At 38.6% G+C, this 26574-nt stretch carries 19 protein-coding genes, 1 pseudogene and 1 riboswitch; of the genes and pseudogenes, 5 read left to right on the forward strand and 15 right to left on the reverse strand.

All coding sequences use genetic code 11. The features are described 5' to 3' along the window. Positions 1 to 344: 344 nt before the first annotated feature. The 9 genes and pseudogenes from ACIQ7T_RS12460 to ACIQ7T_RS12500 form a co-directional block, all read right to left on the reverse strand. Positions 345 to 908: a cob(I)yrinic acid a,c-diamide adenosyltransferase gene (locus ACIQ7T_RS12460; protein ID WP_248717808.1), complete on the reverse strand. Its 564-nt coding sequence runs from the start codon at positions 906 to 908 to the stop codon at positions 345 to 347. A 168-nt stretch (positions 909 to 1076) separates the two neighbouring features. Beyond that, positions 1077 to 2552 carry an adenosylcobinamide amidohydrolase gene (locus tag ACIQ7T_RS12465; protein WP_402870681.1) on the reverse strand — a complete coding sequence of 492 codons (1476 nt, stop codon included), beginning with the start codon at positions 2550 to 2552 and terminating at the stop codon, positions 1077 to 1079. Then, positions 2549 to 3550: a FecCD family ABC transporter permease gene (locus ACIQ7T_RS12470; protein WP_370083056.1), complete on the reverse strand. Its 1002-nt coding sequence runs from the start codon at positions 3548 to 3550 to the stop codon at positions 2549 to 2551. The genes ACIQ7T_RS12465 and ACIQ7T_RS12470 overlap by 4 nt, the downstream gene beginning before the upstream one ends. Continuing rightward, positions 3547 to 4512: an ABC transporter substrate-binding protein gene (locus ACIQ7T_RS12475; protein WP_402870684.1), complete on the reverse strand. Its 966-nt coding sequence runs from the start codon at positions 4510 to 4512 to the stop codon at positions 3547 to 3549. The genes ACIQ7T_RS12470 and ACIQ7T_RS12475 overlap by 4 nt, the downstream gene beginning before the upstream one ends. A gap of 286 nt (positions 4513 to 4798) precedes the next feature. Continuing rightward, positions 4799 to 4981, reverse strand: a riboswitch (cobalamin riboswitch). A gap of 226 nt (positions 4982 to 5207) precedes the next feature. Beyond that, a complete protein-coding gene (locus ACIQ7T_RS12480) occupies positions 5208 to 6875 on the reverse strand; it encodes an acyl-CoA dehydrogenase family protein (RefSeq protein WP_402870687.1) in 1668 nt (555 codons plus the stop codon). Position 6876: 1 nt separating this feature from the next. After that, positions 6877 to 8379, reverse strand: a pseudogene (locus tag ACIQ7T_RS12485) (class I adenylate-forming enzyme family protein). Then, entirely contained in the window at positions 8372 to 8761 is a 390-nt protein-coding gene (locus ACIQ7T_RS12490) for a MerR family transcriptional regulator (protein ID WP_402870690.1), read from the reverse strand. Before ACIQ7T_RS12490 ends, ACIQ7T_RS12485 begins: the two are co-directional and overlap by 8 nt. Positions 8762 to 9371: 610 nt before the next feature. Further along, positions 9372 to 11039, reverse strand: coding sequence for an arginine--tRNA ligase (argS, locus tag ACIQ7T_RS12495; RefSeq protein ID WP_402870693.1), 1668 nt, complete (start codon positions 11037 to 11039; stop codon positions 9372 to 9374). Next, complete coding sequence (locus tag ACIQ7T_RS12500; protein ID WP_402870696.1) at positions 11039 to 11470, reverse strand: YwiB family protein; 432 nt, start codon at positions 11468 to 11470, stop codon at positions 11039 to 11041. The genes argS and ACIQ7T_RS12500 overlap by 1 nt, the downstream gene beginning before the upstream one ends. 205 nt (positions 11471 to 11675) lie before the next feature. Here ACIQ7T_RS12500 and ACIQ7T_RS12505 point away from each other — a divergent pair, with 205 nt between their 5' ends. Continuing rightward, positions 11676 to 12611 carry a threonine ammonia-lyase gene (locus tag ACIQ7T_RS12505; protein WP_402870698.1) on the forward strand — a complete coding sequence of 312 codons (936 nt, stop codon included), beginning with the start codon at positions 11676 to 11678 and terminating at the stop codon, positions 12609 to 12611. 65 nt (positions 12612 to 12676) lie between these two features. Here ACIQ7T_RS12505 and ACIQ7T_RS12510 read toward each other — a convergent pair whose 3' ends face one another. The 3 genes from ACIQ7T_RS12510 to ACIQ7T_RS12520 form a co-directional block, all read right to left on the reverse strand. Then, positions 12677 to 13435: a CPBP family intramembrane glutamic endopeptidase gene (locus ACIQ7T_RS12510; protein ID WP_402870701.1), complete on the reverse strand. Its 759-nt coding sequence runs from the start codon at positions 13433 to 13435 to the stop codon at positions 12677 to 12679. Then, a complete protein-coding gene (locus tag ACIQ7T_RS12515; RefSeq protein ID WP_370083520.1) occupies positions 13432 to 14001 on the reverse strand; it encodes a TetR/AcrR family transcriptional regulator in 570 nt (189 codons plus the stop codon). The genes ACIQ7T_RS12510 and ACIQ7T_RS12515 overlap by 4 nt, the downstream gene beginning before the upstream one ends. 377 nt (positions 14002 to 14378) lie before the next feature. Further along, positions 14379 to 14843, reverse strand: coding sequence for a winged helix-turn-helix transcriptional regulator (locus tag ACIQ7T_RS12520; protein WP_402870704.1), 465 nt, complete (start codon positions 14841 to 14843; stop codon positions 14379 to 14381). 166 nt (positions 14844 to 15009) lie between these two features. Between ACIQ7T_RS12520 and ACIQ7T_RS12525 the strand changes: the two genes are divergently transcribed. Beyond that, positions 15010 to 15726, forward strand: a complete 717-nt coding sequence (locus tag ACIQ7T_RS12525) for a 3-ketoacyl-ACP reductase (protein WP_402870707.1) — start codon at positions 15010 to 15012, stop codon at positions 15724 to 15726. 216 nt (positions 15727 to 15942) lie between these two features. Here ACIQ7T_RS12525 and speB read toward each other — a convergent pair whose 3' ends face one another. Next, positions 15943 to 16815, reverse strand: coding sequence for an agmatinase (gene speB / locus ACIQ7T_RS12530; protein WP_402870711.1), 873 nt, complete (start codon positions 16813 to 16815; stop codon positions 15943 to 15945). A gap of 406 nt (positions 16816 to 17221) precedes the next feature. Between speB and ACIQ7T_RS12535 the strand changes: the two genes are divergently transcribed. Further along, positions 17222 to 19276, forward strand: a complete 2055-nt coding sequence (locus ACIQ7T_RS12535; protein ID WP_402870714.1) for a transglycosylase domain-containing protein — start codon at positions 17222 to 17224, stop codon at positions 19274 to 19276. A 345-nt stretch (positions 19277 to 19621) separates the two neighbouring features. Here ACIQ7T_RS12535 and ACIQ7T_RS12540 read toward each other — a convergent pair whose 3' ends face one another. Continuing rightward, on the reverse strand, positions 19622 to 20137 hold the full coding sequence (locus ACIQ7T_RS12540) for a YwhD family protein (protein ID WP_400935916.1): 516 nt from the start codon (positions 20135 to 20137) through the stop codon (positions 19622 to 19624). Positions 20138 to 20304: 167 nt separating this feature from the next. Between ACIQ7T_RS12540 and ACIQ7T_RS12545 the strand changes: the two genes are divergently transcribed. Next, complete coding sequence (locus ACIQ7T_RS12545; protein WP_053484500.1) at positions 20305 to 20490, forward strand: 2-hydroxymuconate tautomerase; 186 nt, start codon at positions 20305 to 20307, stop codon at positions 20488 to 20490. Positions 20491 to 20959: 469 nt separating this feature from the next. Continuing rightward, complete coding sequence (locus ACIQ7T_RS12550; protein ID WP_402870716.1) at positions 20960 to 21628, forward strand: class A sortase; 669 nt, start codon at positions 20960 to 20962, stop codon at positions 21626 to 21628. Positions 21629 to 21678: 50 nt separating this feature from the next. Here ACIQ7T_RS12550 and ACIQ7T_RS12555 read toward each other — a convergent pair. Then, positions 21679 to 26574: collagen binding domain-containing protein (locus ACIQ7T_RS12555; protein ID WP_402870719.1), on the reverse strand; the 4896-nt coding region annotated here is incomplete at its 5' end.

Genomic DNA, 26574 nt, shown 5'->3' on the forward strand with positions numbered 1-26574 from the left:
TAAAACGGAAATATTTCTGATAATTTTATATTCTTACATTTTACAAGAAAAAAAGCCACCCTGAATTTTTCAGAGTGACTATTTTTCTCATTATTTTAAATACAAATATATAACTTCTCACCATAACGTGGGTTGATTTCCGTTCTAATTGAAATTATTCCGATAAAAACTGAAATTGTTCCGATAAAACGAGAAAACATTCCGATAAAAGCTAAAATTGTTCCGATAAAGTGAGATTTTGTTCCGATAAATCTCCAAAGTATTTATATAAAAATGAATTATAGTCGGAACGGAAATCAACCCCATGTATTGCTAACGAGCGTAATTTGTCTATAAATAGCAGACTATTTTTTAAAGACATTGCCGCTTCGAATATACTCAACATCTGCGACATTCAATCTAAAATTAACAACACGTGCTGCTGCAAATAAATAGTCAGATAGACGGTTTAAATATTTTTGTACAATTGTCGGTACGTCTTCGATTTCCTTCATAAGCGTTACCATTTGACGCTCTGCTCGACGTGCTACTGTGCGAGCAATGTGTAATGTTGCAGCTGCTGGTGCACCACCTGGTAGAATAAAGCGCTGTAACGGCGGTGCTTCATCTGACAATGCATCAATACGCGTTTCCAACACTTCAATTGGCTGCTCTGTCAGCTTATAATGACGTTCCTTCATGACGTTAGCAAGGTCGCCACCCGCATCAAAAAGCTCATGTTGAATCGTTTCTAAATCAATTAAAATATCCTTGAATAACTCACGATCTAATTCACTAACTGCCTTACCAATAAAAGAATTTAATTCATCGATGGCCCCATATGTTTCAACGCGTAAGCTATCTTTATCAACGCGTCCACCGATAAGACTTGTTTTCCCTGTATCGCCTGTTTTCGTGTAAAGCTTCATTTCTCTCATCTCCTAGAATTATTTTATCAATTTCGCCTTGGCGTAATTGTTGCTGTCGCTACGTTAGCACTACGCTTTCGCACAGATAAACAATGCGTCCGGATTTTGAATTGTGCCCTCACAATTCATTCCCTTGAAAATCCGTGACATCCGCCGGAGGCATTATCTTCATTCAGCAGAGGTTTCTGCTGAATGAAGATAATTTTCTATTGCCTGCACAGTTGTTTCAAAAATACCTTTACCGATAATCTTACCTACATCAGTAATGGGGCCTCCGTACAGCATTTCTTCCCCTTTTTGTGTAGCTGCTATCAATAAACTATCTGTAGCAGTACCTGTCGCAATTGTACCACTAAGCTCATCACGAATATTTTCCGATTGCAATGCCTTTGTTTTCGCCTCGGTAGCCGTCATCATTGCTTGGAAAAACGCTTCTTCTGATAAACAACCATTAACAATAACCCACGTATTTATTGTACCAATATGTGGTTCATCTTGTCTTTCATGTGTACGAGACACATCAACAGCATTGCCAACTCCGGCCGTAACTGCAACAAGTACGCTGCCAAAGGAAGCTTTAAATTCATTAATAGCTACAAGATTTGTTGGGACAGCTGTTAACATGACGACGGTACTTGTAGATGAAAAATGCTCTTTTAGTAAAAATCCAGCAACCTCTTTCTTTACATCACTAATGACATAATCTATTGGTACAGAGCGATTTAACAGACAATCATACCAACCGATACCCGGATTATGGACAGCTGAGGACACTGTTTTTAACGGAAACTCTGATTGAAGCTTAATATAACGATCTGTAATAGTGAAATTTTCTTTTGTAATGACAGCACGCTGCTGATGTTCAACTGAGGCTGGCATCATTGTAATTTGAGGCTTTGGAATTTCTGGATGTGCATAAGTTGCAACTCTGGCATGATAAACATCTTCGATTTGCGAAGCGATTAATACTTCATGTGGCGCCCCCAATGCTCGCATCCGACCTTCCTCCATTAGTAATAATTCATCACAATAGAGGGAGGCTAAATTCATATCATGTAGTACCATAATAACGGTCAAACCACTTTCAATTGCTTCTTTTCGCACCATATCTAAAATTTGGCGTTGATGAGCAATATCTAGATGGTTCGTTGGTTCATCTAGCAGCAATATTTCCGCGGTTTGTGCAAGAGCTTGAGCTACAAATACCCTTTGCTGTTCACCGCCCGACAAAAATTCCAACGGTGTCTGTTCATAGCGTTTCACACCAGTTTGCATCATGGCATGTTGGACTGCTTGTTCATCGCGATCAGACCAGCTTGAAAAGAAGCCTGTTTGATGTGGATAACGCCCAAGTGATACTGCCTCCCGTACACTGTTTGAAAAGGCATTAGCATGTAATTGTGGAAGCACCGCCATTTTTTTTGCTAATGCACGAGCATTGTAAGAGCTACTATTTTTGCCATCTACTAATATAGTGCCTGCAGTTGCTGGTAGTATGCCACTTATTACTTTTAACAGTGTGGATTTCCCGCTACCATTCGGCCCTAAAATCCCTAGTATTTTGCCTTTTTCAACGGAAAAACTTATATCCTGGACGATCGGTACGTCTTCATAGCCGCCGGAAAGATGTTCAACAACAATCATGCCCGTACCCCCTTGCTTCTACGTTGCTTATAAAAAATATAGGAAAAAACGGGCGCCCCAATAAATGCAGTAATGACACCAATCGGTAGCTCTCTTGGCATAATAATTGTTCGTGCTATTAAATCACAAATAATCAGCAAAGTTGCCCCATTTAAAAATGATAATGGCAATAAATGACGGTGATCAGAACCCCAAACCATTCTCGTCATATGAGGAACAACTAAACCAACAAAGCCAATCGTTCCAGAAACAGCTACCGCAGCTCCCGTCAGCATGGATCCACCCACTAAAATAATATATTTACTGCGCTTAACATTGACACCTAAATGCTGCGCGCGTTCTTCTCCATATAACAGAACATTTAACTCGCGTCTTTGTGTCCAAAGCATAATTGAGCCAATTATGACAAACGGAATAATCATCTGAACATATGGCCAACCACGCATCGATACTGAGCCTAGCAACCATCCGATTACTTGGCGTAGCTCTTCACCAGACAATGCAATCATTAATGAAATCAAAGAACCTAAAAATGAACTAAATATAACCCCTGTTAAAATAAGAGTTTCCATTTTTAGCGAGCGGTCTACTATTCTAGCAAAGCCCATAACAGCTACCATCGTTAATATGGCACCTATCATACTAAAGGTCGGCAATGTAAAATGGCCTACTACAGGTATTGATATACTAAAAAAAATTGTCATAACTGCGCCAACTGATGCACCAGAGGAAACACCTAATGTATAAGGATCAGCCAAAGGATTTTTTAATAAGCCCTGAAAAGCTGCCCCTGCAATTGCAAGTGACGCCCCTACAAGCCCTGCCAGCAGGACTCGGGGTAATCGAATTTTCCATAAAATATTGGCGGCTGTTTCATCAGCCGCCTTATTCCACAACACTTCTAGTGGAATATGAACTGAGCCTATCGCCACACCACACCAGATGCTAATGGTTAGAAGCGTAATTGCTGTTACATAGGCTACAATTGTTTTACTCATTTAAACGCCTCAGGGTAGACAGCTTTTGCTAGTTCCTCAAGACCATCTGCTAATCGAGGACCTTGACGACTTATCATATTTTCATCTACTTGTACTATGGCTTTATTTTTTACGGCAGAGATTGTCTCAAAGCCTGCACGTTGTGGAATTTTCGTTAAAATTTCAGGTACATAATTATATGCCACAACAATGACATCTGGATTTTTCGCGATAATTTTTTCAGCATCGATTTGATACCAGTCATTTACATCTGCTGCCACATTTTCAGCATGAATCATTTCTAGCATTTCATTCATAAATGTACCTTTACCAGCTGTATAAATCTGTGGCTCATCAGACGATTCTACAAAGACTTTCTTTGGCTCAACACCGTCAAGTTTTGTTTCAACTTCTTTAACTTTTGCCTTCATATTTGCAACAATTTTTTTAGCTTCTTCTAGTTTTCCTGTTGCACGACCAAGCTGTTCAATCGTTGTGTAAGTTTCATTAAAGTTTTTTGCATCCGCTACAACAAATACTTTCACACCTACCGCCTCAAGCTGTTCAATGGCTCCTTTTGAATAACTCATACCTGACGCATGCGTAAAAACGATATCTGGCGATAAAGCAATAATTTTTTCAATATTATAATCCATACCGCCAACCTTTTCTTTTTTAGTAACCTCTGGTGGATAATCGTCATTATCGGTCACGCCAACTATTTCATTATTTAAGCCAAGGCTAAATAATATTTCTGTGTTACTCGGAATGAGTGAGACAATTTTTTCAGGAGGTGCCTCTAGCGTAATATCCTTGCCAGTAGCATCCTTTATCGTCATTGGGAATGTAGCTTGATCTACTTTCGCAGTCTCTTGTTGCTCAGAAGATGACGGCTTTTCATTTGTCGCCTCTTTAGTATTACATGCAGCAAGTAAGCCCATAGCTAAAAATGCTGATAACCCTATTTTCCAAATTTTCTTCATGTGAATCCTCCTTAGTCTATTTGTGCTTATAGTTTTTATTGTTTTTCTGATTGATCGATACATTTTAGTTTTTGATCGCCTAACATTGTGGGGTTATCGTCAACATTGCGAACTTCCAGCCAACATTTTGAGCTTATCGCCTAACATTGTGAATTTATCGCCCATGTTTTCAAATTTATCGACATTCATCTTCCAAAACAAATACCCCTCATCATAAAATAATGAGGGGGTCAAATTTGCACAAAAATACATATACAAAATCCACCATCCTATCCTCGTAGGCTACAACGTGTTTTCTATAAAGGCAGGTCTCCTGGCTCGTGCTCCATACGCTTTTTCAAGCCTTCCCGAAATTTTCAGTGGCGCAGATTGAAAAAACTCACACATACAGTGGCGGGACCGCATCGGAATTACACCGATTTCCCTTTTCACTTTACTTAAGTAAAGAACCTTTATAATATTCAGTTGATTGTATTATACATGAAAATGAAAGAAGTCGCCTCCATTCGAGACGACTTCAAAACAAATCAATTATGTCCGGCATACTCTGTGACTTCCGCCGGAGGCTTTTGGTCAAAAAGATGTTTTTGTGCGAAAGCGTAGCGACAGCAACACTCAGTCATTGCCACAGGACGTGGCGTTCTTAGATTGAGTTCCTCTATTTCATCTGGTGTTTGGACACCCGCTGAAACAAGTTATACTATATCTGAAAAATACTGTACCGTTTTCATTGGTGCACCCATTTCTCGTAATGCCCATGTATCCTCCAAATAAATATCTGCTAGCTTCTCATATTTGCCGCCGAATCTTTGTGCCCACTCGACTGCTACCACACTTTCATATAAATGCGCCATTTTCTCTGCGACCTTTTTTGCTTCAAACGTTTTTGTTGCATCATCTAAACGGCTAAATGTTTGCAAAGTTGATTCTAGTTTTGCTAATTGATCCATGACAATTTCAACTAATGGACTGGCAACTAGTTTTTCTAGACGTTCTTCCATGACACGAACAAACATTTCGTGCGCATGAAACTTATCAACTAAACGAATGAGCTCTAAAGCTAAAATATTCGCAGTCCCTTCCCACACAGTAAGTACCTGTGCATCTCTTAATAACCGAGGTGTAACAAAATCTTCAATATAGCCGTTTCCGCCATGTAATTCAATGGCTTCACTAGCATAATGTACAGCTTGCTCTGCCGTTTCTTTTTTCATGATAGCAATATACAAGCGGTTTAAAATAATGTCTTCTTTATTCCCCTGCCCACTAGTTACTTTATCGTAAAGCTGAATAAGATCAAAAACCGTGGCAACTTCTACATGAAGCTTGGCAGCGAATTTCCCTAGTGTATCCTGAATCATAGGATATTGCGTTAAAGGTTTACCAAAGGCATGACGATTTGTCACATAATGCTTCGCCTCTAAATATCCGCGGCGCATAATGCCGATAGAAGCAACCGCATTGCAAATTCTTGATAAATTAAGTGCCTCCAGCATATAATAAATTCCTTTATTCGGATCACCAACAACATATGCTAGCGCACCATCAAATTCCACCTCACCAGAAGGCACTGCTCTAACGCCAAGTTTATCCTTTAAACGCCTAATGCGTAGGTTATTAACTGTGCCATCCTCGTTTCGCCATGGAACGGCAAACAATGTTAAGCCCTTTGAGCCTACCTGAGCCCCTTCCATACGTGCCAATACCATGGTTACTCCACACATTCCTACATTAGATGCAAAATATTTTTCCCCATATAAACGATACTGCTTGCCGTCCTTTCTTGCCTCCACAACATTCGCCCCAACATCAGAGCCACCTTGACGCTCCGTTAAAAATGTAGCCCCTTCATATAGCTCTGTATCTCCTGTTGCACAAACATGTGGTAAAAAGCGCTCCTTCACTTCATCACTCGCATAATGATCAAGTAAATAAGCAGTAGCCATTGTTAAAGTAACAGGACAGTAAAAGCCTGGCTCAGCATGTGATAGTAAATAGCCCTGAGCAAAGCTATACACATAATTGCCCTTCCTACCTAATTGCGGAATATCCTTATGCACATAACCAACAATGCCGGTATTGTACGTCTCTTCAATTGTTCTTTTATAGCCATCATTGACCCAAATCTCTGACACTTCTTCACCATAGGCATTATACCTTTGTAATCGAGGTTCACCCTCTCTATCTGTATGTTTGGCTCTCACATCAATATCTCCAGCACAAAGCTCACCAAAATCTGTTAGCTCACGTGTGGCATATTCCACAAACTCTTTATCTAGCATCATTTCTAAAACTTTATGAAGTGTATCATTATCGTTAAAAAAGTTTGTTGTTTTCATATCTTCCTGCTGTAAAACTTTCATACTATCTCACCTCTTGTCCCTTCAAGGATTGTTTTAGTATTTTGCCTGATGCATTTCGTGGTAACGCTTCCACACGTTCAAAGATGCGTGGAATTTTATATTTAGCAAGATGCTCCTCCAAATAAGCTTTCAGTTCATCCTCGTCAATTTCCGTTTTAGCGGCATAAACGGCCTTCACCGTTTCTCCCCACTCCGGATGCGGTACACCTATTACTGCCACTTCAAAAATCCCCCCATAGCTCAACATACTATCTTCAATTTCTTTCGGATAAATATTCACACCGCCTGACAAAATGACATCCTTTTTACGATCGACAATCTAAATATAGCCGTCCTCATCTAAGCGAGCTAAGTCACCTGTTTTCAGCCAGCCATCTATAAATGCAGCCTTTGTTGCCATATCATCCTTGTAATAGCCCAGCATATTACCCTCACCGAATATCACAATTTCTCCTACTTCACCAACACTGACATCTTCTCCATTGTCGTTAATAATACGCAGCTCCGCCCCAAGTGGTGCACGCCTACCAACGCTCCCTGCCTTCGTTGCATGCTCTTCGCCAAACAATATTGAACCGTTTGGACCAGCCTCTGTTAGGCCATAAACACAAGTTAAGTTTTCTGTTCTGAAAGCTTCTTGTAAATGGCGGACTTCGTTTTGTGATAACGGCGCTCCACCATAAGACCACCATTTCATCGATGATAAATCAGCTGTTTGCAATCTTGGCATTTGAGCGGTTAACAAATACGCGACAGGTGCGCCGAAGAAATGCGTTGTCCGTTCCCGCTCGATTGAATCTATCAATAAATCAGGCGTAAATGTTGGCGTTAGCACATTTGTCGAGCCTACAAATACTCCTGCCATTAAAAATAAATGTAATGGGGCTGAATGCGTCAACGGCATCATAAGAAGAATCCGACTTTCTGGCTTTACTTCCATTTCTACTGCAATCATTTGCGCTACAGTTAAAATATTGCGATAGCTAAACAATACTCCCTTTGGTTTTCCCGTTGTACCCGAGGTATATAAAATCGTAGAAACATCATCTTCATTCAACTGGCAATCAATTGTTTGACTGCTTGCATGTTGAATAAGTGATTCATAGATTAGCCAATCAGCCTGCTCTTGACCTGTTTTGATTTTTAAAGGAACAACCGTGATGTTTTCAACTGCTGCAAAAATCGCCTCATGCACTAGAATAGCTTTAGCATCAGCATGCTGCGCTACATACTCAACCTCTTGCAGCGTAAATTTCGCATTTACTGGAACAACAATAGCTCCAATACGCTGAATAGCAAAATAGCTAACAACAAACTCTACAACATTTGGCATAAAAATGATCACTTTATCGCCTTGCCAGACCCCCTGCTCTAACAAAGCATGACTAAGACGTGTCACTTGCTCATCTAAATCACGATAAGTCACACGTCTGCCCTGACAAACAACAGCTTCACTCATAGGGTACTTTCGCGCATTACGTGCTAACAAATTCGAACTATTCATCATGCATCTCTCCCTTTAAAGTCGCTAATTTTTCTGTAAATATGCCTTGTAATTGCTGTAACTCCTTTTTCATCTGTACAAGCTCTGCAATTTTGCCATCAATTTCTTGCATTTTTTGCTCCCCATATTCGACCGTACGCTCCAACTGCTGAATGCCCGTGCGATCATAATCAAACAGCAATACCATTTCCTTGATCTCCTCAAGTGAAAAACCGTATCGCTTTCCTCGGAAAATAAGCTTAAGCTTCGCTAATTCTTTTTTTGAAAAGGTTCGCTGATTAGTAGATGATCGATTAGGATTAAGCAGCCCAAGTTCCTCATAATAACGAATGGTCCGTGTTGAAACATTAAACTGCTTAGCCACTTCTTGAATCGTCTTCAACATCATCTCCCCCTTCCGTTTTCCATCAGTATACCATTGACGCTAACGTAAACTACAACAAGATTTCTGAATTTTAGAGAAAATACTTACTTTAAGTAGCTGAATCGATTTATTTCGGGTGCTGTTTGTCAGTTTGGCTGTTGTATCCGTCGGGGCGGCTGTTCTTTCCGTCGTTTAGCGGGGCTTTCCGTCGCTTTGGCGATTCATTCCGTCACTTTGACTGTTCTATCCGTCACTTCTGCTTCTATCCGTCGATTCGTCTGTTGCTTCCGTCGCTCTGACGGGGCTTTCCGTCGCTTCGAAGGGCCTATCCGTCGGGTTGGCGAGTTTATCCGCCAAGTCCTTAATATTATGTAAAATTCTATACAAAGTTTTTCAACCCTGACTTTAGTTTTGTTAAATTGTGCAGCTTATGTTGGAATTCGCCGCTAAAAGTGTGAATTGCGCCGCTAACCAAAGGAGGAACGCCGCCAAAACCCGAAATTCCGCCGCTAACCAAGCAAGGAACGCCGCTAAAACCTGAAATTCCGCCGCTAACCACAAGATCAAATCCATTTCAACAGAAAAAACCCCCGGCACATTGTCGTGCCGGGGGCTAGAGAGACTAGTATTACATTTTTTCCGGTGCAGATACGCCGATTAAGCGTAATGCGTTGGCAATTGTTGTACGTACAGCAGTAATAAGGGCTAAGCGAGCTTCTGTTAGCTCTTTATTTGAAGCGTCTAATACTTTTTCAGCGTTATAGAAGCTGTGGAATGCAGCTGCTGTGTCTTGAATATAGTTGGCGATACGGTGTGGTGTACGGTGCTTCGCAGCATCTGCTACCACTTTCGGGAAGTCGCCCACTTTTTTCAGTAAATCAATTTCTTTTTCTGCAGTTAACAGAGTTAAATGATCTGTTGTTGCAGCAAAGCCTTGCTCATTCGCTGAGCGTAAAATTGAAGAAATACGTGCATGCGCATATTGTGCGTAATACACTGGGTTTTCGTTTGATTGAGATACGGCAAGGTCAAGGTCAAAGTCCATGTGAGAATCGCCGGCAGTTTTCACGAAGAAGTAACGTACTGCATCTAAGCCAACCTCTTCTACAAGCTCACGCATTGTAACAGCGTTCCCTGTACGTTTAGACATTTTGAATTTCTCACCGTTTTTATAAAGCTGAACCATTTGGATGATTTCCACTTCAAGCGTATCACGGTCGTAGCCAAGCGCTTGAATAGCAGCCTTCATACGTGGGATATAGCCGTGGTGGTCAGCTCCCCAAATATTAATTAATTTATCGAAGCCACGTACAATTTTATCCTCATGGTATGCGATATCTGGAGTTAGATATGTGAAAGAACCATCGTTTTTAATTAACACGCGGTCTTTATCGTCACCAAATGTTGTTGAACGGAACCAAGTAGCGCCCTCTTCTTCAAATACATGACCATTGGCTTTCAGTTTATCTAACGCTACTTCGATTTTGCCGTTTTCGTATAGTGAAGTTTCTGAATACCACACATTAAAGTTTACACGGAAGTTTGCAAGGTCTGTTTTTAACTTGTCTAATTCTAACGCTAAACCATGTTGACGGAAGAATGCAAAACGTTCTTCATCAGATTTTGCTAAAATTGTATCGCCATGCTCGCCTGCTAGTTTACCAGCGATTTCAATAATATCTTGACCGTGGTAGCCGTCCTCTGGCATTTCAGCATCCATTCCTAAAGCTTGCTTATAACGCGCTTCAAGTGAATAAGCTAAGTTATTAATTTGGTTACCCGCATCGTTAATGTAGTACTCACGAGATACATCGTAACCTGCCATATCTAATACGTTACATAATGAATCCCCTACAGAAGCTCCACGTGCGTGACCTAAATGAAGATCACCTGTTGGATTTGCAGATACGAATTCAACTTGAACTTTTTCACCCGCACCAGCATTAGAACGACCATAATCAGCACCTTGCTCAAGCACTGCTTTTACTACACCTGTTAAGAAATCTTTACGTACAGTAATATTCATGAAACCAGGGCCAGCAATATCGATTTTCTCAATATCAGTGCCTGCTGTGTCAAGATTTTCTAAAATAGCTTCTGCAACCGCACGAGGTGGTTTTTTTGCTAATTTCGTTAATTGCATAGCAATATTTGTTGCATAGTCTCCGTTTGCTTTATCCTTCGGTGTTTCAAGGTGAATATTTAATTCTGTGCCAGCCTCGACTAAGCCAGCTTTTTCAACAGCCTGCGCAATCGCTGCTTTAATGGCTTGTTGTACTTGTTCTACTGCGTTCATCATTGTACCTCCGTAAATGTAATATCTAATTTATAATTGCCAACGGATTGCCCACCCATTAGTAAATCGTACTGTACATGGAAATCTCCGCTTACTGCCTGTTTTGTATACGTCATTTTTTTTGTGTGGATGACGAGTGGCATTGAACCGAATTCACTTTCATAATGACCTATCTGTTGTTCAATTATGTTAAGTGGTAGTCGCATTTTTACTGCTCCAGTACGCATAATTAATGCCTGTTCATTGCCTAGCTTCATAGTTGTGCGGATGGTTTTATCCTCCTGCACCTCTTCATATTTCAAATACATGCTTCCTGCTTTTTCAAGTAGCTGCCCTGTCAGCCACATTTCATAACTTTCAGAATCACCATCAATCGGGCGAATCGTAGAATTGAGCTTAATGTTCACCTGCGATCTTGCTTCGTTCGCCATTATGGACGCTCCCTTTTAATGTTTTTACTATAACCTTTTTATTATAGGATGAATCCTCATATTTTTTCAAGGTAGAAGTAAGTATTCCATCCGATGTGGCAGTAATTTGTTCATTATTTAATGATTGACACAATTCACCTGCAAATCTACAGTTATATTAAATAATCAGAATACTCAATTACTTATATGAAATGAGGGTTGCTGTATGTTAACACTTGAACAAATTCATGCTGCTAAACGAAGAATTTCATCTTATATATATGAAACGCCTATTATTCGATTAAATGGGCTCGATCAATTTTTAGGATGTCACGTCTATATAAAAGCCGAGAATATGCAAAAAACAAACTCCTTTAAGCTTCGAGGGGCTCTCAATAAAATGCTTTCCATGCCGTTAGAACAATTACAAAAAGGCGTAGTCGCTGCATCCTCAGGTAATCATGGCAAAGGTGTTGCCTATGCTGCCAAGCTATTAAATAGTAAGGCGACAATTGTTCTACCAGATTCAGCTCCTACCATTAAGATTGATGGAATACGTGCCTTAGGTGCAGAGATTGTACAATGTAAGCTGGCAGAAAGACATGTACTAACAGAAAAACTCAGTCGTGATCATGGCTTTTGCAACATACATCCTTATGATGATTACGATATTATGGCAGGACAAGGAACAGCAGGTTTGGAAATATTAGCACAGCTTCCTGATGTAGATACTATTGTTGTTCCTATTGGTGGTGGTGGATTAATTAGTGGCGTTGCAACTGCTGTAAAATCTATGGCCCCTCATATTAAAATAATCGGTGTGGAGCCTGCTGTCGTATCGCGTTATAGCAAAAGCTTAAAAGCTGGCGAAAGATTGCTGTTAGCGGACCAAAAATCTTTTGCTGATGCTCTACTAACTTTACAGCCTGGGGAACGGAACTTCCCAATTGTTCAACAGCTTGTCGATGAGGTTGTAAGTGTGGATGAAGTATTAATTCAACGCGGGATAAAAACCTTACTTTCAGAGGGTAAAATTATTGCAGAACCCTCCTCTTCTATCGGCATTGGCGCTGCCCTGCAAGGAGCTTTACCTATTCGTACAAATGAAAAAGTGTGCTTCCTTATTTCAGGAGGAAATGTTGGATTAGAAGCTTTGACATAAGAAAAATAGACAAAAAAAAGCATCTGCTCAAATTTAACGAGTAGATGCTTTTTTGCTTGTCGTGTTTAAACGTAACTCTCAGGATTTTTTAAATTCATAACAGCCTTTTTAGGAAATAAGGCTTTCCAGAAATAAATTGCGAGACCAATTAACACTAGACAATGAATGACATAAATAGAAACAGAAAGAACATTCGGCTCACTATCGGTCAAGAAAGCAATAAAATCGTGCGAAGCGTGCCAGACAATCGGGAAAATAATACTTTTTGTCTTTGCAACAATTTCTGCACAAACTAACCCAAAGAGGAATGCAAAAGCTACTTGTAGTAATGTCAATAAGAAATCTTGACCGGCAAATAAATTTTCAAGATGCCCAATCCCAAACAAAATAGAGGAACCTATAATAGCCGTTTTAAGCCCTTTTGCTGATAAATATTTGAAAATTAGGCCCCGGAAAATAAACTCTTCATAAAAACCAACGGCAATAACAAATAGAAGCAAAATAAATACATATTGCGCAGAAAAACCATCTCGATCTGTAATACCACTAAAGAATGCAATCAACTCAGAAATAACGATAACAGCCATCCATGCCTCTACTTTAAACTTTCTAAATCCGAAATCTTGGAAAGAGAATTTACTTTTTTTCATGATCCAAAGAGTAACTAGTGCACCAACTGCAAAGGCAATAAATCGAATTAAATCTATAGAACTTAAGCTACTTATATTTTTGACAGTTATAATTGCACCAGCTATGAAAGGAAAAACAAGTGCAAGTAAAGTAAATAATATCGATAAAAGAATAGGCGAATTTTTTATTCTCATTTATTTTCTCCATTCAATAATTTTAGTTTAACGCCTTCAAAAACGTCTTTTAAAATACCCTCAATTTCCGAGCTATCTAAATCGCAAGTATTCGTCGCACACATTGTCGCAATACCATGTGTTGTTAACCATATCTCTATAAATAGAGATTTTGCAGAGGCTTGTGTTAATCCTGTTAATTTAGAAATTAGAGTTATAATTCCTTGGTTTTCTACATCATTTACTAATTCCGAAAAGCTCGAGATCTTATATTTATTGGATAGGAATAACAGCTCAAATAACCTTTTTTCTTCGCGAGCAAAGTTAATATAAGCTAATCCCATCCCTAAAAAAGAACTTTCTTGCAAGCCCTGAAACATTCTTTCGTTGTAAAGATTCTCAGCCCTTTCATATATTGCATACTTCAAATCGTCCATACTCGAGAATAATCGAAATATAGGCTTTGTCGAACAGCCTAACTCTTTTGCTAGATCTCTTGCATTCACACTATCAATGCCACTCTTCTTAACCATTTCAAAAGCACAATCCAATAAAATTTCCTCTGTAAACCGCTCTTTTGGTGCCAAAAAAATTTACCTCCTTTCGATAGGTAACGTTTGTTACCTATAATGTAACAGTGTTTTCCTATTAATGTCAATAATGTATTCAAAAAATTTTCCAAAGAAATAAAAAAAGCTCACTTTGAAATGAGCCTCCTTTTTCCCCTCAATAGCTATTGTGATAAACAACGGTATCCTTGGAATGATTATGTTAGTCAAGCTTTAAAAGCAAGTGAGGCTAAAAGCGAGCACATTACGCCTCCCCACTTTTAGCCCCACATTAATCAATTATGCCGAGGCATAATTGCGTCCGGAATCGACTTTGTGCTTACACAAAGAACTCCTTTTCTATTCCGTGACATCCGCTGAAAGAAGTTAAATAAATTGTTTTACCTATCCTAAAATCATTTATCTTTGCAATTTGTTATATTTGCGACTGATGTTTCACTTTCGCAGTATCGGCTATTTAAATCATCGGAAATGACTTCATTATTTTTCTCATTGCTTTCTTGTTTAATTTGATCAATTCTTTTTTTGCCCCAATCATACATCATCTCAACAATTGGTAATAACGTCATCCCTAGTTCTGTCATGGAATATTCGACTTTTGGAGGAACTTCTGGAAACACTTCTCGATGAACAATCCCATCTTCCATCAGTTCACGTAATTGGTTTGTTAATATCTTATGAGATATTTTCGGAAAAAGTCTTTGAAGCTCACTGAAACGATGCGTCCCTTCTACACCTAAATGCCACAAAATCACAACTTTCCATTTCCCGCTAATGATCGATAAGGTAAGTTCTTTTTCACAATGGTAATCGTTATTTATTATTCTCTCTTTTATCTCTTCTCTTAATTTATCTGACATAGAGCTAACTCCCTTTTCATATAAGTAACTTTTAGTAACCTCCGCACCAAAAAGTGCACTCTTCACAATGTATAAAACCGTAGTAAAATGAGGATAGTCTTAAAGACAAATCTTAATCTATTTTTTCGTCTAAATAAAATGATCTTAACTGAAGGAGCAAAAAAACATGCAAACAATCGCAGGGAAAGTGGCGTTGATTACAGGGGCAGGACGTGGAATTGGACGCGCAACAGCAGTAGCTTTTGCACAAGAAGGTATTCACGTAGGTCTTGTTGGACGTACTCTTGAAAATTTACAACAAGTAGCAGAGGAACTTAAGCAGTATGATGTGAAGGTTGCAATCGCTGTGGCAAATGTAGCGGATTTAGATTCTATTACCGCAGCCGTTGAATCTATTCGCGGCGAGCTTGGCGCCATCGATATTTTAGTAAACAATGCCGGCATTTCAAAATTCGGTAACTTCATGGACTTAACGCCTGAAGAATGGACAAATATTATCGATGTTAACGTAAAAGGTGTGTACTACACAACACGCGCTGTATTACCGGAGATGTTAGAGCGCAACACAGGCGACATCATTAATATCTCATCAACAGCTGGTCAAAAAGGTGCACCGATTACAAGCGCATACTCAGCTTCAAAAGCTGCGGTTATCGGACTAAGTGAATCATTAATGCTTGAAGTACGTAAGAAAAACATTCGCGTTACAACATTAACGCCAAGTACAGTTGCTACGGATATGGCAGTTGAGCTTAACTTAACAGATGGCAATCCAGAAAAAGTGATGCAAGCAGAAGATTTAGCAGATTTAATGGTTGCACAGCTAAAACTTCATCCACGTGTTGTATTAAAACATGCTGGACTTTGGTCTACGAACCCTTAATAGAACTATTCGAAATATCAAGGCGCTATCTTTTGGATGGCGTCTTTTTTTATATTGATAAGGAAAATGGGGCTAGCTTATCGCTAACCCCATTCCAACCGCTTCATTTCGAAGCCCTACTTATTTGTAAAATCATTTCTATTAACAAATTAGAAGCTGTATTTGCGACTGACGTTTCACTTTCGTCGCAGAAAGCATTATGAGTGTTTTATTGCTTTATTTTACCCAGCCCAAAATCATTTCTCTTAATAGTTTTGAAGCTGTATTCGCAGTCATTTCTGATGAGTCGTAGATTGGTGCTACTTCAACTAGATCAAAGCCCACTACATTGACGTTACTTGCTGCAATCGCATGGATGGACGCTAGTAATTCTTTTGATGTAATGCCTCCGCAATCTACTGTTCCTGTACCTGGTGCATGCGCTGGGTCAAGTACATCTATATCAATCGTAACGTAAACATTACGTCCCGCTAAAGACGGTAATACTTCTTTTAATGGTTCTAGCACTTCAAATTTCGAAATGTGCATGCCATTTTCCTTTGCCCATTCGAATTCTTCCTTCATACCTGAACGAATACCAAATGAATAGACATTTTTTGGTCCGATATGTTCAGCAATTTTACGAATAGGCGTAGAGTGAGAAAGTGGCTCCCCTTCATATTCTACACGTAAGTCTGTATGTGCATCGAAGTGGATAATTGCTAGGTCATCATATTTTGCAGATACAGCTTTCATAACAGGCCACGATACTAAATGTTCGCCACCCATACCTACTGGAATCTTGCCATCTGCTAAAAGCTTCTCGATATACTTTTCAATTTCATCTAATGAGCGCTGTGCATTGCCGAATGGTAACGGTATATCACCCGCATCAAAATATTTCACTTCATCTAGCTCACGGTCTAAATATGGGCTATATTCTTCTAGCCCAATAGATACTTCACGGATACGTTGCGGTCCAAAGCGTGAGCCCGGACGATAACTAACTGTCCAGTCCATCGGCATGCCATAAATGACCGCCTGAGCATCCTCATATGTAGGATGACTTTTTATAAAAACATTTCCTGAATAAGCTTCATCAAATCTCATTACTCGACCTCCACTATATTAGAAATTACTAAATTCATTTTCACCACTAGAGTTGATATCCGTGCTGGGCGCTTTTCTGGGGCATCCATCTTCACCACTGCAATTCTAACAAAATGTCATTCAAATCCTTCGATGATGAACCTTTTATCATTACTCTATTAAGGACTTACAGGAATGTAATGAAACCTCTATCCTTGTATCCTCGTATACATTATTGGAATGTCTAGCAAAATTCGATTAAACTCTACAATGTGTTATTTTTTGTCGAACACTAGCATTTCAAACAGTACAAAAAAAGTATAGATGTTTTTGAATAAAGTGCAATAGTTTTTACCAATAATTTCGATTAAATATGAATGTTCAGACACATACTATACGCAAGTGTGAGAAAACGAGGTGAAGTCGGATGCAGAGAAAAAGCTATCAACGTAAACAAAAGCGTGTAAAGCGTACGCGTAAAGCACTTACCCTTTTTATCGCCTTTACATCTGCAATTGTAGTAGCATTTATAGCTTTACGCGTCTATGTTCAAGTGGCTGGTGCCCCACCTTTAACCGTACCTAAAGCCTCTATTTTCTTAGATGAAAATGAGAACCAAATTGGGGATCACTTTACGAATGAACGACGTTATTGGGTTGGGCGTGATGAGATGTCCCCCTATTTAGCAAAAGCAGTAGTCGCTGTTGAGGATAAAGATTTTTATAAGCATGGCGGTTTGGATTTTTCTCGTATCGCTGGTGCATTATTAGTGGACCTTAAGGCTGGGGGTAAGGTTCAAGGAGCAAGTACAATTACGCAACAATATGCTCGAAATCTATATCTTTCACATGAAAAATCTTGGACACGAAAATTAAATGAAGCACTGTATGCTTATAGATTAGAAGTTTTTTATAATAAGGATGAAATATTGGAAGGCTACTTAAATACTGTTTACTACGGACATGGGATGTACGGCGTAGAAGCAGCTAGTCGATTTTATTTCGGAAAATCAGCAAAAGACTTAACATTAGCAGAAGCTGCAATGTTAACAGGAATTCCAAAAGGGCCAAGTATTTACTCCCCTATTGTCAATCTAGATAAAGCAACTAATCGCCAACACGTTATTTTAAAACTGATGGCCGATCAAGGTGCTATTACGCAAGATGAAAAAACACGTGCAGAAAGTGAAAAGCTTGTCTTAAAGAATGATAGCTGGGTAGCAGCAAAATCAGTAGCACCATTTTTCCTTGACGTAGCATGGCAAGAGGCTAGTGAAATTTTGAAAGCGAAAAATCTCGACATTAGTGAAGGTGGCTGGACTATCCAAACAACTCTTAATCTAGAACACCAAAAGGCAGCGGAAGAAGCTGTAGCCAAACATATGCCTAATGATGATCTCCAAACTGCTTTTGTAAGTATGAAATCAAAATCAGGCGCCGTTACAGCATTAGTTGGTGGTCGCGACTATGCTACAAGTTCATTTAACCGAGTTACACAGGCAAAACGTCAGCCAGGCTCAACCATTAAACCTATTTTATATGCGGCAGCTTTAGAGAATGGTTATACACCTTTAACCTATTTAAATGTAGGTGAGACAACTTTCACTTATGATCATGGACGTGCCACATATGCACCCAAAAATGTTAATGGCAAATTCGCAAACCATGATATGTCTATGGCCCAAGCTATCGCTATTTCAGATAATATATACGCTGTGAAAACTTTAGAGGAAATTGGATTTAAAGCATTTCATAATATGGCTAATCGCTTCAACGTGAATATCGGTACTAAGGACAATTTATCTATCGCGCTTGGAACGACTGAAACAACATTATATGAAATGACGAATGCTTATAATATTTTAGCATCGCAAGGTAAAAAAACTACGCCTACTACTATTGTTTCTATTAAAAATGCTAATGGCGATATCATCTATGATAATAAAGAAGTTGATAAAGAAGATGAGACTGTTCTCTCAAAAGAAAATACGTATATCTTAACAGAAATGATGACGGGTATTTTCGATCCAGTCTTTAGTGATTATTCTCCTGCTACAGGGATTGGCATTCGCTCTCGCATGACGCATACGTATGCAGCCAAATCTGGCTCTACAAATAGCGATCAGTGGCTAATTGGATTTACACCTAGCTTAACTGCTGGCGTGTGGAACGGCTATGACCAAGGAAAAAATCTAACAGAAAGAGAAGATACTGCATCTACAAAGCAAATTTGGATCGACTTTATGGAGGCTGTCAATAAAGGAACAAAGAACGAAGATTTTGCAAAGCCTAAAAACGTTAAAGGTGCGGTCATCGATATTGAATCAGGTAAGTTAGCAACGGATGCCTGCCCGAAACAACGTCTCGTCTATATGGATGCAAAAGATGTGCCAACTGAAAAATGTTCAAACTTCGATATTCTCGATACAAATACGTGGGGGAAATTCTGGAACATGCTTCCATTCTCCATTTTTAAAGATTAACATGCGGAACCTTTATCAGAGATAGACGTTTTAATTAACGAAGTCTCTCGACAAAGTACAGACATATACGAAAAAGAAAAGCTTTCTCTTCCCCGGAGCCGTGTCCGTGGGAACAGAAAGCTTTTCTTATTTATGGTTCGCGAAGTAGATCAGCATCATGGGGCATTTGGCTTGGGTTTGGGTTGTTCAAATGCCGCATAGTGCTCATCACATTCGCAGAACCAAGTGTCCTAGCTTACTAAAATGTAAGCTCTGCATCAAGTTTACTTCGTTTCAAATCCACTTTCAACCTTATATCGAAGGCGATTGCAAAATGTCACAGATTGTTCAATCATTGCAGGTCTATTAAACAAATAAATCTTGACGCAATTGCTCCTCACTACGTGCCCACAAGTCCGGATTAAGCTCTTCTAGGAAAGAAGCTAACATCTTTTTAGATGGTGCATCCATATGTTCTACAATAATATGACGCTTCATCGATTTATCCATTTTATTCACATGATCAGCTAAAATTTTATAGCCGCGACGTTTTTCACGATTAACTACCATTTCACACGCCGTTACACCTGCATAGTAAGGTCCATCCGCTTTATGGTCTATTGTCACCCAAACCAACCAATACGGTTTCCCACCTTCTGAATCAGCACGATCTGTCGTAAATTTAATACCTCGTTCCACATCACTGCGAGCATGCATAGCACCAATTTCAACTGATGCCGTCCCCTCTTCTATATCGATAATGACTGGCGATACGTTTTCAAGCGAAAGCGAACCGATACCAAATCCCTTATGTCCGTCTGTTGGGTCATTTTTAATAATAGTAAAGCCCATTTTTTGTTTTGCTTTTTCTTCATTTGCCATACTTTAACTACCTCCGTTCTGCTATTATAAAAGTAAAGCATAGTTAAGCGCATTAGCACCGTAATGAACACGACACTGACATTGCGCATATGCCTATATACAAGTAAGAAGTTTATACTTTCTTATAAACTAACTATACAACATTATTCAATAAAGGAGGCAATATTATGCCATACGTAACAGTGAAAATGCTTGAAGGTCGTACAGAGGAACAAAAACGCGCACTAGTAAAAGAAGTAACAGAAGCCGTTTCTCGTACAGTTAATGCGCCACCAGAAAATGTAACAGTCTTCATCGAAGAAATGTCTAAAAACCATTACGGTGTTGCAGGCGTGCGCTTCAGCGATAAATAAAGAGTAGGACGGGTAGAGCATAAAAGCTCTACCCATTTTTAACGTATGGGTATCGGCGTTTTTCGATTTTAGCGGCGATACTTGACCCTTTAGCGGCGATATTTACCGTTTTAGCGGCGGAACTTGACCCTTTAGCGGTGTTATTTACTGTTTTAGCGGCGGAACTTGACCCTTTAGCGGCGACTTTTACTGTTTTAGCGGCGGAACTTGACCTTTAGCGGCGTTATTTACTGTTTTAGCGGCGGAACTTGACCTTTAGCGGCGACTTTTACTGTTTTAGCGGCGGAACTTGACCTTTTTGCGGCGATATTTACCGTTTTAGCGGCGGAACTTGACCCTTTAGCGGCGATATTTACTGTTTTAGCGGCGGAACTTGACCTTTTACCGGCGATTCTCACTTTTTTAGCGGCGGAACAGGATCTGTTGTACCGGCAACTCGTAATTTCAATACTAGGATGTGAACTATGAAATGAATAAATTTAAACTATCACTACTTATTTGTATGCTCATCGTTGGCCTCTTACTTATTTTTATTAACCCCATTCAAAATGCAATCATCGCTCATTTGAGTAAACAACTAAATACAACTGATTACAGTGCAGAAGATATAGAAAAAAACAATAACGCGGATGCCGATTTTGAATTTGAAGCAGTGCAATCTCTATCCATTGCGGAAATTTTAAAAGCTCAAACAACCGCAAATAAAATGCCTGTCATTGGTAGTATCGCTGTTCCTAGTGTTGGTATGAAACTTCCTATCGTCAAAGGAGTTGGTAATGCCTCTCTTGCCGTTGGAGCAGGCACAATGAAGCCTAATCAAAAACTCGGACAAGGAAACTACGCATTAGCAGGTCATTACTTTGAGGAAAAAGATATTTTATTTGGCCCCTTATACAAAGCGAACATCGGAGATACGATTTATTTAACGGATTTAACGAATATTTATGAGTACAAAATAACGATCAAGGAAATCATCGCTGCAACGGATGTTTATGTTATTAATGACATCCTTGATAAAACTATTTTAACCCTCGTGACATGCGCTGATAGAGGTACGAAACGACTTGCCGTACAAGCAGATTTTGTCGAGCAATATCCATTCGACCAAGCACCTGCAAAACTATCAGAAACTTTTTAGCATAAGAAAAGCCCCAAGATTTTATCATCTTGGGGCTTTCTTATTGAAAATTATTTCACTTCTGTATTGCGACGGCGCAATAAGAATAATGCACCTAGAACGAGAGCCACACCAATTAGTGTAAGAGCTGTTTGGTTTGCTCCATTTGTTTGTGGCAGTTTACCTTGTGCCTTTAACTGCGCTTCCATTTCTTTAGCATCTGCTTTGATTTTGTCAATATCAAGAGATTTTGCTACTTCTTCCTGTTCCTCTTTAGATAACTTGTTGTATTTATCGAGGAAATCCTTATATGCATCTAAAGTGTCTTTATTTGCTGTAGAAGGATTGTATGGCTTTAAGTCTTTCCCTTGGTCAATGACTTCTTGTACAGATGGTTTTCCAGGTTTTGTTGGATTTTTTGAATCTGTTTGGTTACCTGAATCACCTGGATTTGTTGATGGTTTTTCAGGATCAACTGGCTTTTCTGGCTCTGGTGTTGGTTTTTCTGGATTAACTGGTTTTTCCGGATCTGGGTTTGGTTTGTTTGGATCAACTGGTTTTTCCGGATCTGGATTTGGTTTGTTTGGATCAACTGGTTTTTCTGGATCTGGATTTGGTTTGTTTGGATCAACTGGTTTTTCCGGATCTGGATTTGGTTTGTTTGGATCAACTGGTTTTTCCGGATCTGGATTTGGTTTGTTTGGATCAACCGGTTTTTCCGGATCTGGATTTGGACCTGGGCCTGGGCCAGGGTTGGGACCTGGATCAGGTTTTGGTTTTACTAATGCAGAACATGTATCTTTTACAGTAAATAAGCCAATTAAACTACTTCCCTCATATACATAGTACGTACCTTGTTTAATAGCTTCGTTTGGCAATACAACCATTCCAACAACACTAGTTATTAGAACTTCACTGTTGTCTACACCTTTAATGATATTACCATTAGCATCTTTTACTGTTATCTTTGCATTCGCATTAGGCGTTCCAAATATAGTTTGTACTGTTAATGTAAATGAAGGACATGCAGGTGCTGCTGATACTTCTGCTTCACACTTAACTGAATATTTAACTGTTATTTGACCAATGAATAGATCGCCTTGGTACACACTATATTCACCAGAAGGAATTTCATTAGGTTGAATTGTAATTTGACCTAAATTATTTGTCGTTTGGTTAGTAGCAATAATTTTTCCTGTTTCTGCATCTTTAATTGTGATATTGCTAACATTAGGGCGTGGATTGCCATTTTCATCCTTCACCGTTAATGTGAATAGTTCACATTTTGGTGCTGGTTGAACTGTTTTTTCACATTCGATATTTGTTTCGAAAGTACCAATTTCTTCACCATTTACTTCAACTGTGTAAACACCTGGTTCTAAATTAGTTAATTTTATAACACCTGTCGTAGTTGTTGTGCTAATAATTTCGATACCGTCAACATCTTTAACAACGATTGTTGAAGTACCATCAGTAATATTATTACCATCAACGTCTTTTACAGTTAATTCAAACTCTTCGCATTTTGGTGCCTGTTTAACAATAAATTCATGCCCACAGTCTTCTGTATACGTTAAAGTTACTGTTCCTAAGAATTGGTTACCTTCGTATACAGTATACTCTCCTGGCTTCACGCCATTATCAGGATTAATTTTGTTTGATTCAAAAACAAACTTACCTGATGCATCAGTTGATACCTTTACTTCTGTAGTATCTGATTTTAATGTTAACTCTTTAATATTTGTACGGATATTTCCTTCTGTATCTTCAACCACGATTGTGAAGTTTTCACACTTAGGTGCTGGTTGAATACTCGCGTTACAGTTTTCACTGTACTCTACAGTAATCGTTTTTAACGTCTCACCATTATAAATAACATCGTACTGACCTGCTTTAACTTGGTCTGGAGTAAAAGTAACTTTACCGTTTTCAACAGTATGATTTTCTGATAACCCCGTCGACTTACTTACTAATGTTACTGTTCCATCCACTAATTTACCGTCAATATCGTATACCGTTAATTCAAACAGTGAACATTTCAATGGACTTTCTGGTATGTTGGCGATTTCAACAATTTGTTTACCTTCAAAAGGAACTGATGTTGCTTTTTTATCTCGATTTAATGTAAAGATTACATCCGGATTTTCAAAACCATCAACTTTTGTTTCTTTTAATGTATATTTACCCTCAGCTAATTTTAATCCGAAGTCTAATACACCGTTTTCATCTGTTTTAGCGCTAATTAATGGTTTATCACCTGTGTATTGACTGTATAAAGTAAATTTAACATCTTTCATTACTTCGCCTGTTGCAGCATTCGTTTTTACAATAACAAATGGTACTTTAACTGTTGATGCTTGGTTACCATACTTAAAATCAGCAATTGACCAACTATCTTTTCCACTTGTTTGACTGCCACCTTGATAGCTTACTTCTACTTCATTTTCAGCATTAGAGCCTGATTCACCTGTAAATACTGTGTCGTATTCTACATAGTATGCTTCAGTTACATTACCTAAATTAAGAGTGAACGTACCATTTTTCATATCTACATTTAATGTATACGCACTTGGATCTAAAAGTGTCTTCTTTTCAGCTGGATTACTTGGCGTTGTTCCAGACAATGCAACTTTATATACTTTAAATGTATCTTCTAAAATCAATTGTTCCGGGTTACCTTCAGCATCTTTACCTACTGTGTCGGTAATGACTACATTTTCTAATTTGGATTGTGCGTAGTTAAATTTAAAATTCCAGTTAGCTACTGCCGAACCTTTTTCTGCTTGAATACCGTTTTTGTTTAAAATTTTGTCTGTATGATTTACATTAACTGTTTTTGACCACGATGCATTATCACCATCAGCGCTTGTTAATGTAGCTGTATTCGTAATACTTACTGGGTTCCCATGTGGGAATATACCATCTGCATCTACTGATTCATACGTCACCTTATAAGGACGATCAATAACATCCCCTAATTCAAGCTTAATTTCGTTCGCTTTACCTGAAGTGTTTGGAATATTTATTGTTTCTGTTCCTGTGAAAACACCACTTGCATTTAATTCACCTTTTTGCACTACAATATTTTGAACTATTTGTGTATCTGGTAATTTATCCTCAAATACAGCATTTTTTAAAGAATTGTAGTTAAAGTTAAATTCAACATCCCAGTAGAAGGTTTTTGTTTCGTAATTATAATGACCTTCTTTTTTACCATTTGCTTTTTGTTCAGTTCGAACCTTTTGTTTATCTGAAGCAGATGAATTTGATAAATTATCATTTGTCATTGTTACTTCATTATTATATTCAATTGTATTTGTTCCAACATGTCGAATATCGTATTCTGTATCATACGTAATTTCGATAGGCTCATTTATCGCTTTGTTTAAAGTAATTGTAAATCCAGTTTTATTATCCTCATTATTGCTTAAAGTGTAATCTTCTTTATTAACTAATTTATTACCTACTTTTACTTCTAAAGTATTTTCTATTAATTTTAGATTTTTATCTGTAAAAGTATCAACAAACTCCGTGCCAGCAGCTAAATTATAACCAGCTTGGTTCGCCACAATCTTCCATGACATTGTTTTATTTTGATAGTCAATACCATTTGCAGATTTGTTTAGTAATAAATTTATTTTATTATAATTAGAATAATCTACTACCGTTGTTGACATATCTGGGCGTATTACTTCATTTTTTACCGTAAAACTCTCAGTTGGATACACACCATCTTTTGGCTTTGTTACATATTTGATAACATATGGTTCTGTTACAGGAGCATTAAATATTAATTTAAAGCCGTTTCCATCTTTCTCCACTTTGTGAGAAATAGCGGCAGGATTATTACCATCTGCCTCAAATACTTGTACCTCTCCAACTAATTCTTGAGTATCAGTCCAGATGTCTGTTAGTACTGCGTTTTCCTGTGAAATATTGCGGTTATTGAAGTTGTACTTAATTGTCCAATATGTTCCTAAATCACTAGCAGTGGGACCTGTATGCGTTTTTGCTAATGGATCACCAAAGCTCACGTTTACTGGTACAGTAGTGGATTCCCCATTATAAGTTGCCTCATTTTTAAAGGTAGCACTTTTAACATTACCTGGGTCACCAACTTCTGTTTGATACGTAATGCGGTAAGCAGTATGCTTTTCATTCGGCAATGCAATTGTCATTTTGTTGTTATCGAAGATTGGAGTCACAGTGACAGGGTCATTAGAGGCTGTTGTTGTGCCATTAGGTGATACATTTAACTTTGTAATTTTTACAGAATCTTGCTTAAATGTATGCGCGCCTTCTAGTGTATCAACAAAATTTGTAGTGCCTGATGCTTCATTAACTCGTAAATCTGTATTAACTTCAACTTCCCAGTCGATAAACTTACTATTTTTTCCACCATTATCTGCTACACCTAATTTGGACACAGGTTTACCGCTCGTTTTAGGTTGGAAATTCAACTTGATGTTTTCAGTGCCAGGTAAATTAATTGTTTCTTCCCATTCCGTATTACCGCTTGCAAAGTTTGCTTCTAAGCTAAAGTACGCACCTGGCTCAAGGGCTACACCCGTTCCGAAACCATCTCTTAACTCATCGTTAAATGTAATGACGATCTCATTTCCAGTTTTTGAAATTGTACCTACCTCACCATAAGCCGTTCCATTCGGGAATGTGATATCTTCAAAAATATCTGGCAAAGTGTACGTTAAAGTTGTACCTGGACCATATTTATGTCCCGCTGCTAGCTCTAAATGAAATTTAAACTCTGCAGATTGTCCATTAGTAACATTAATACTTTCATTTGAACTCACCTTTGTTCCATTCACAGTAAACTCAACATTTTTAATTACATCAACAGACATAGTTGGATCATACGACGGTGGTGTAGTTTCTTCTTCCAAATCTCCATTTGGATTTTCTCCTTCACCACTAATATCATCATTTCCAGGTTCCTGTGGTGTTTCAGG

The sequence above is a fragment of the Lysinibacillus sp. NPDC096212 genome (assembly GCF_044763105.1).
In the GTDB taxonomy this organism is placed as follows: domain Bacteria; phylum Bacillota; class Bacilli; order Bacillales_A; family Planococcaceae; genus Lysinibacillus.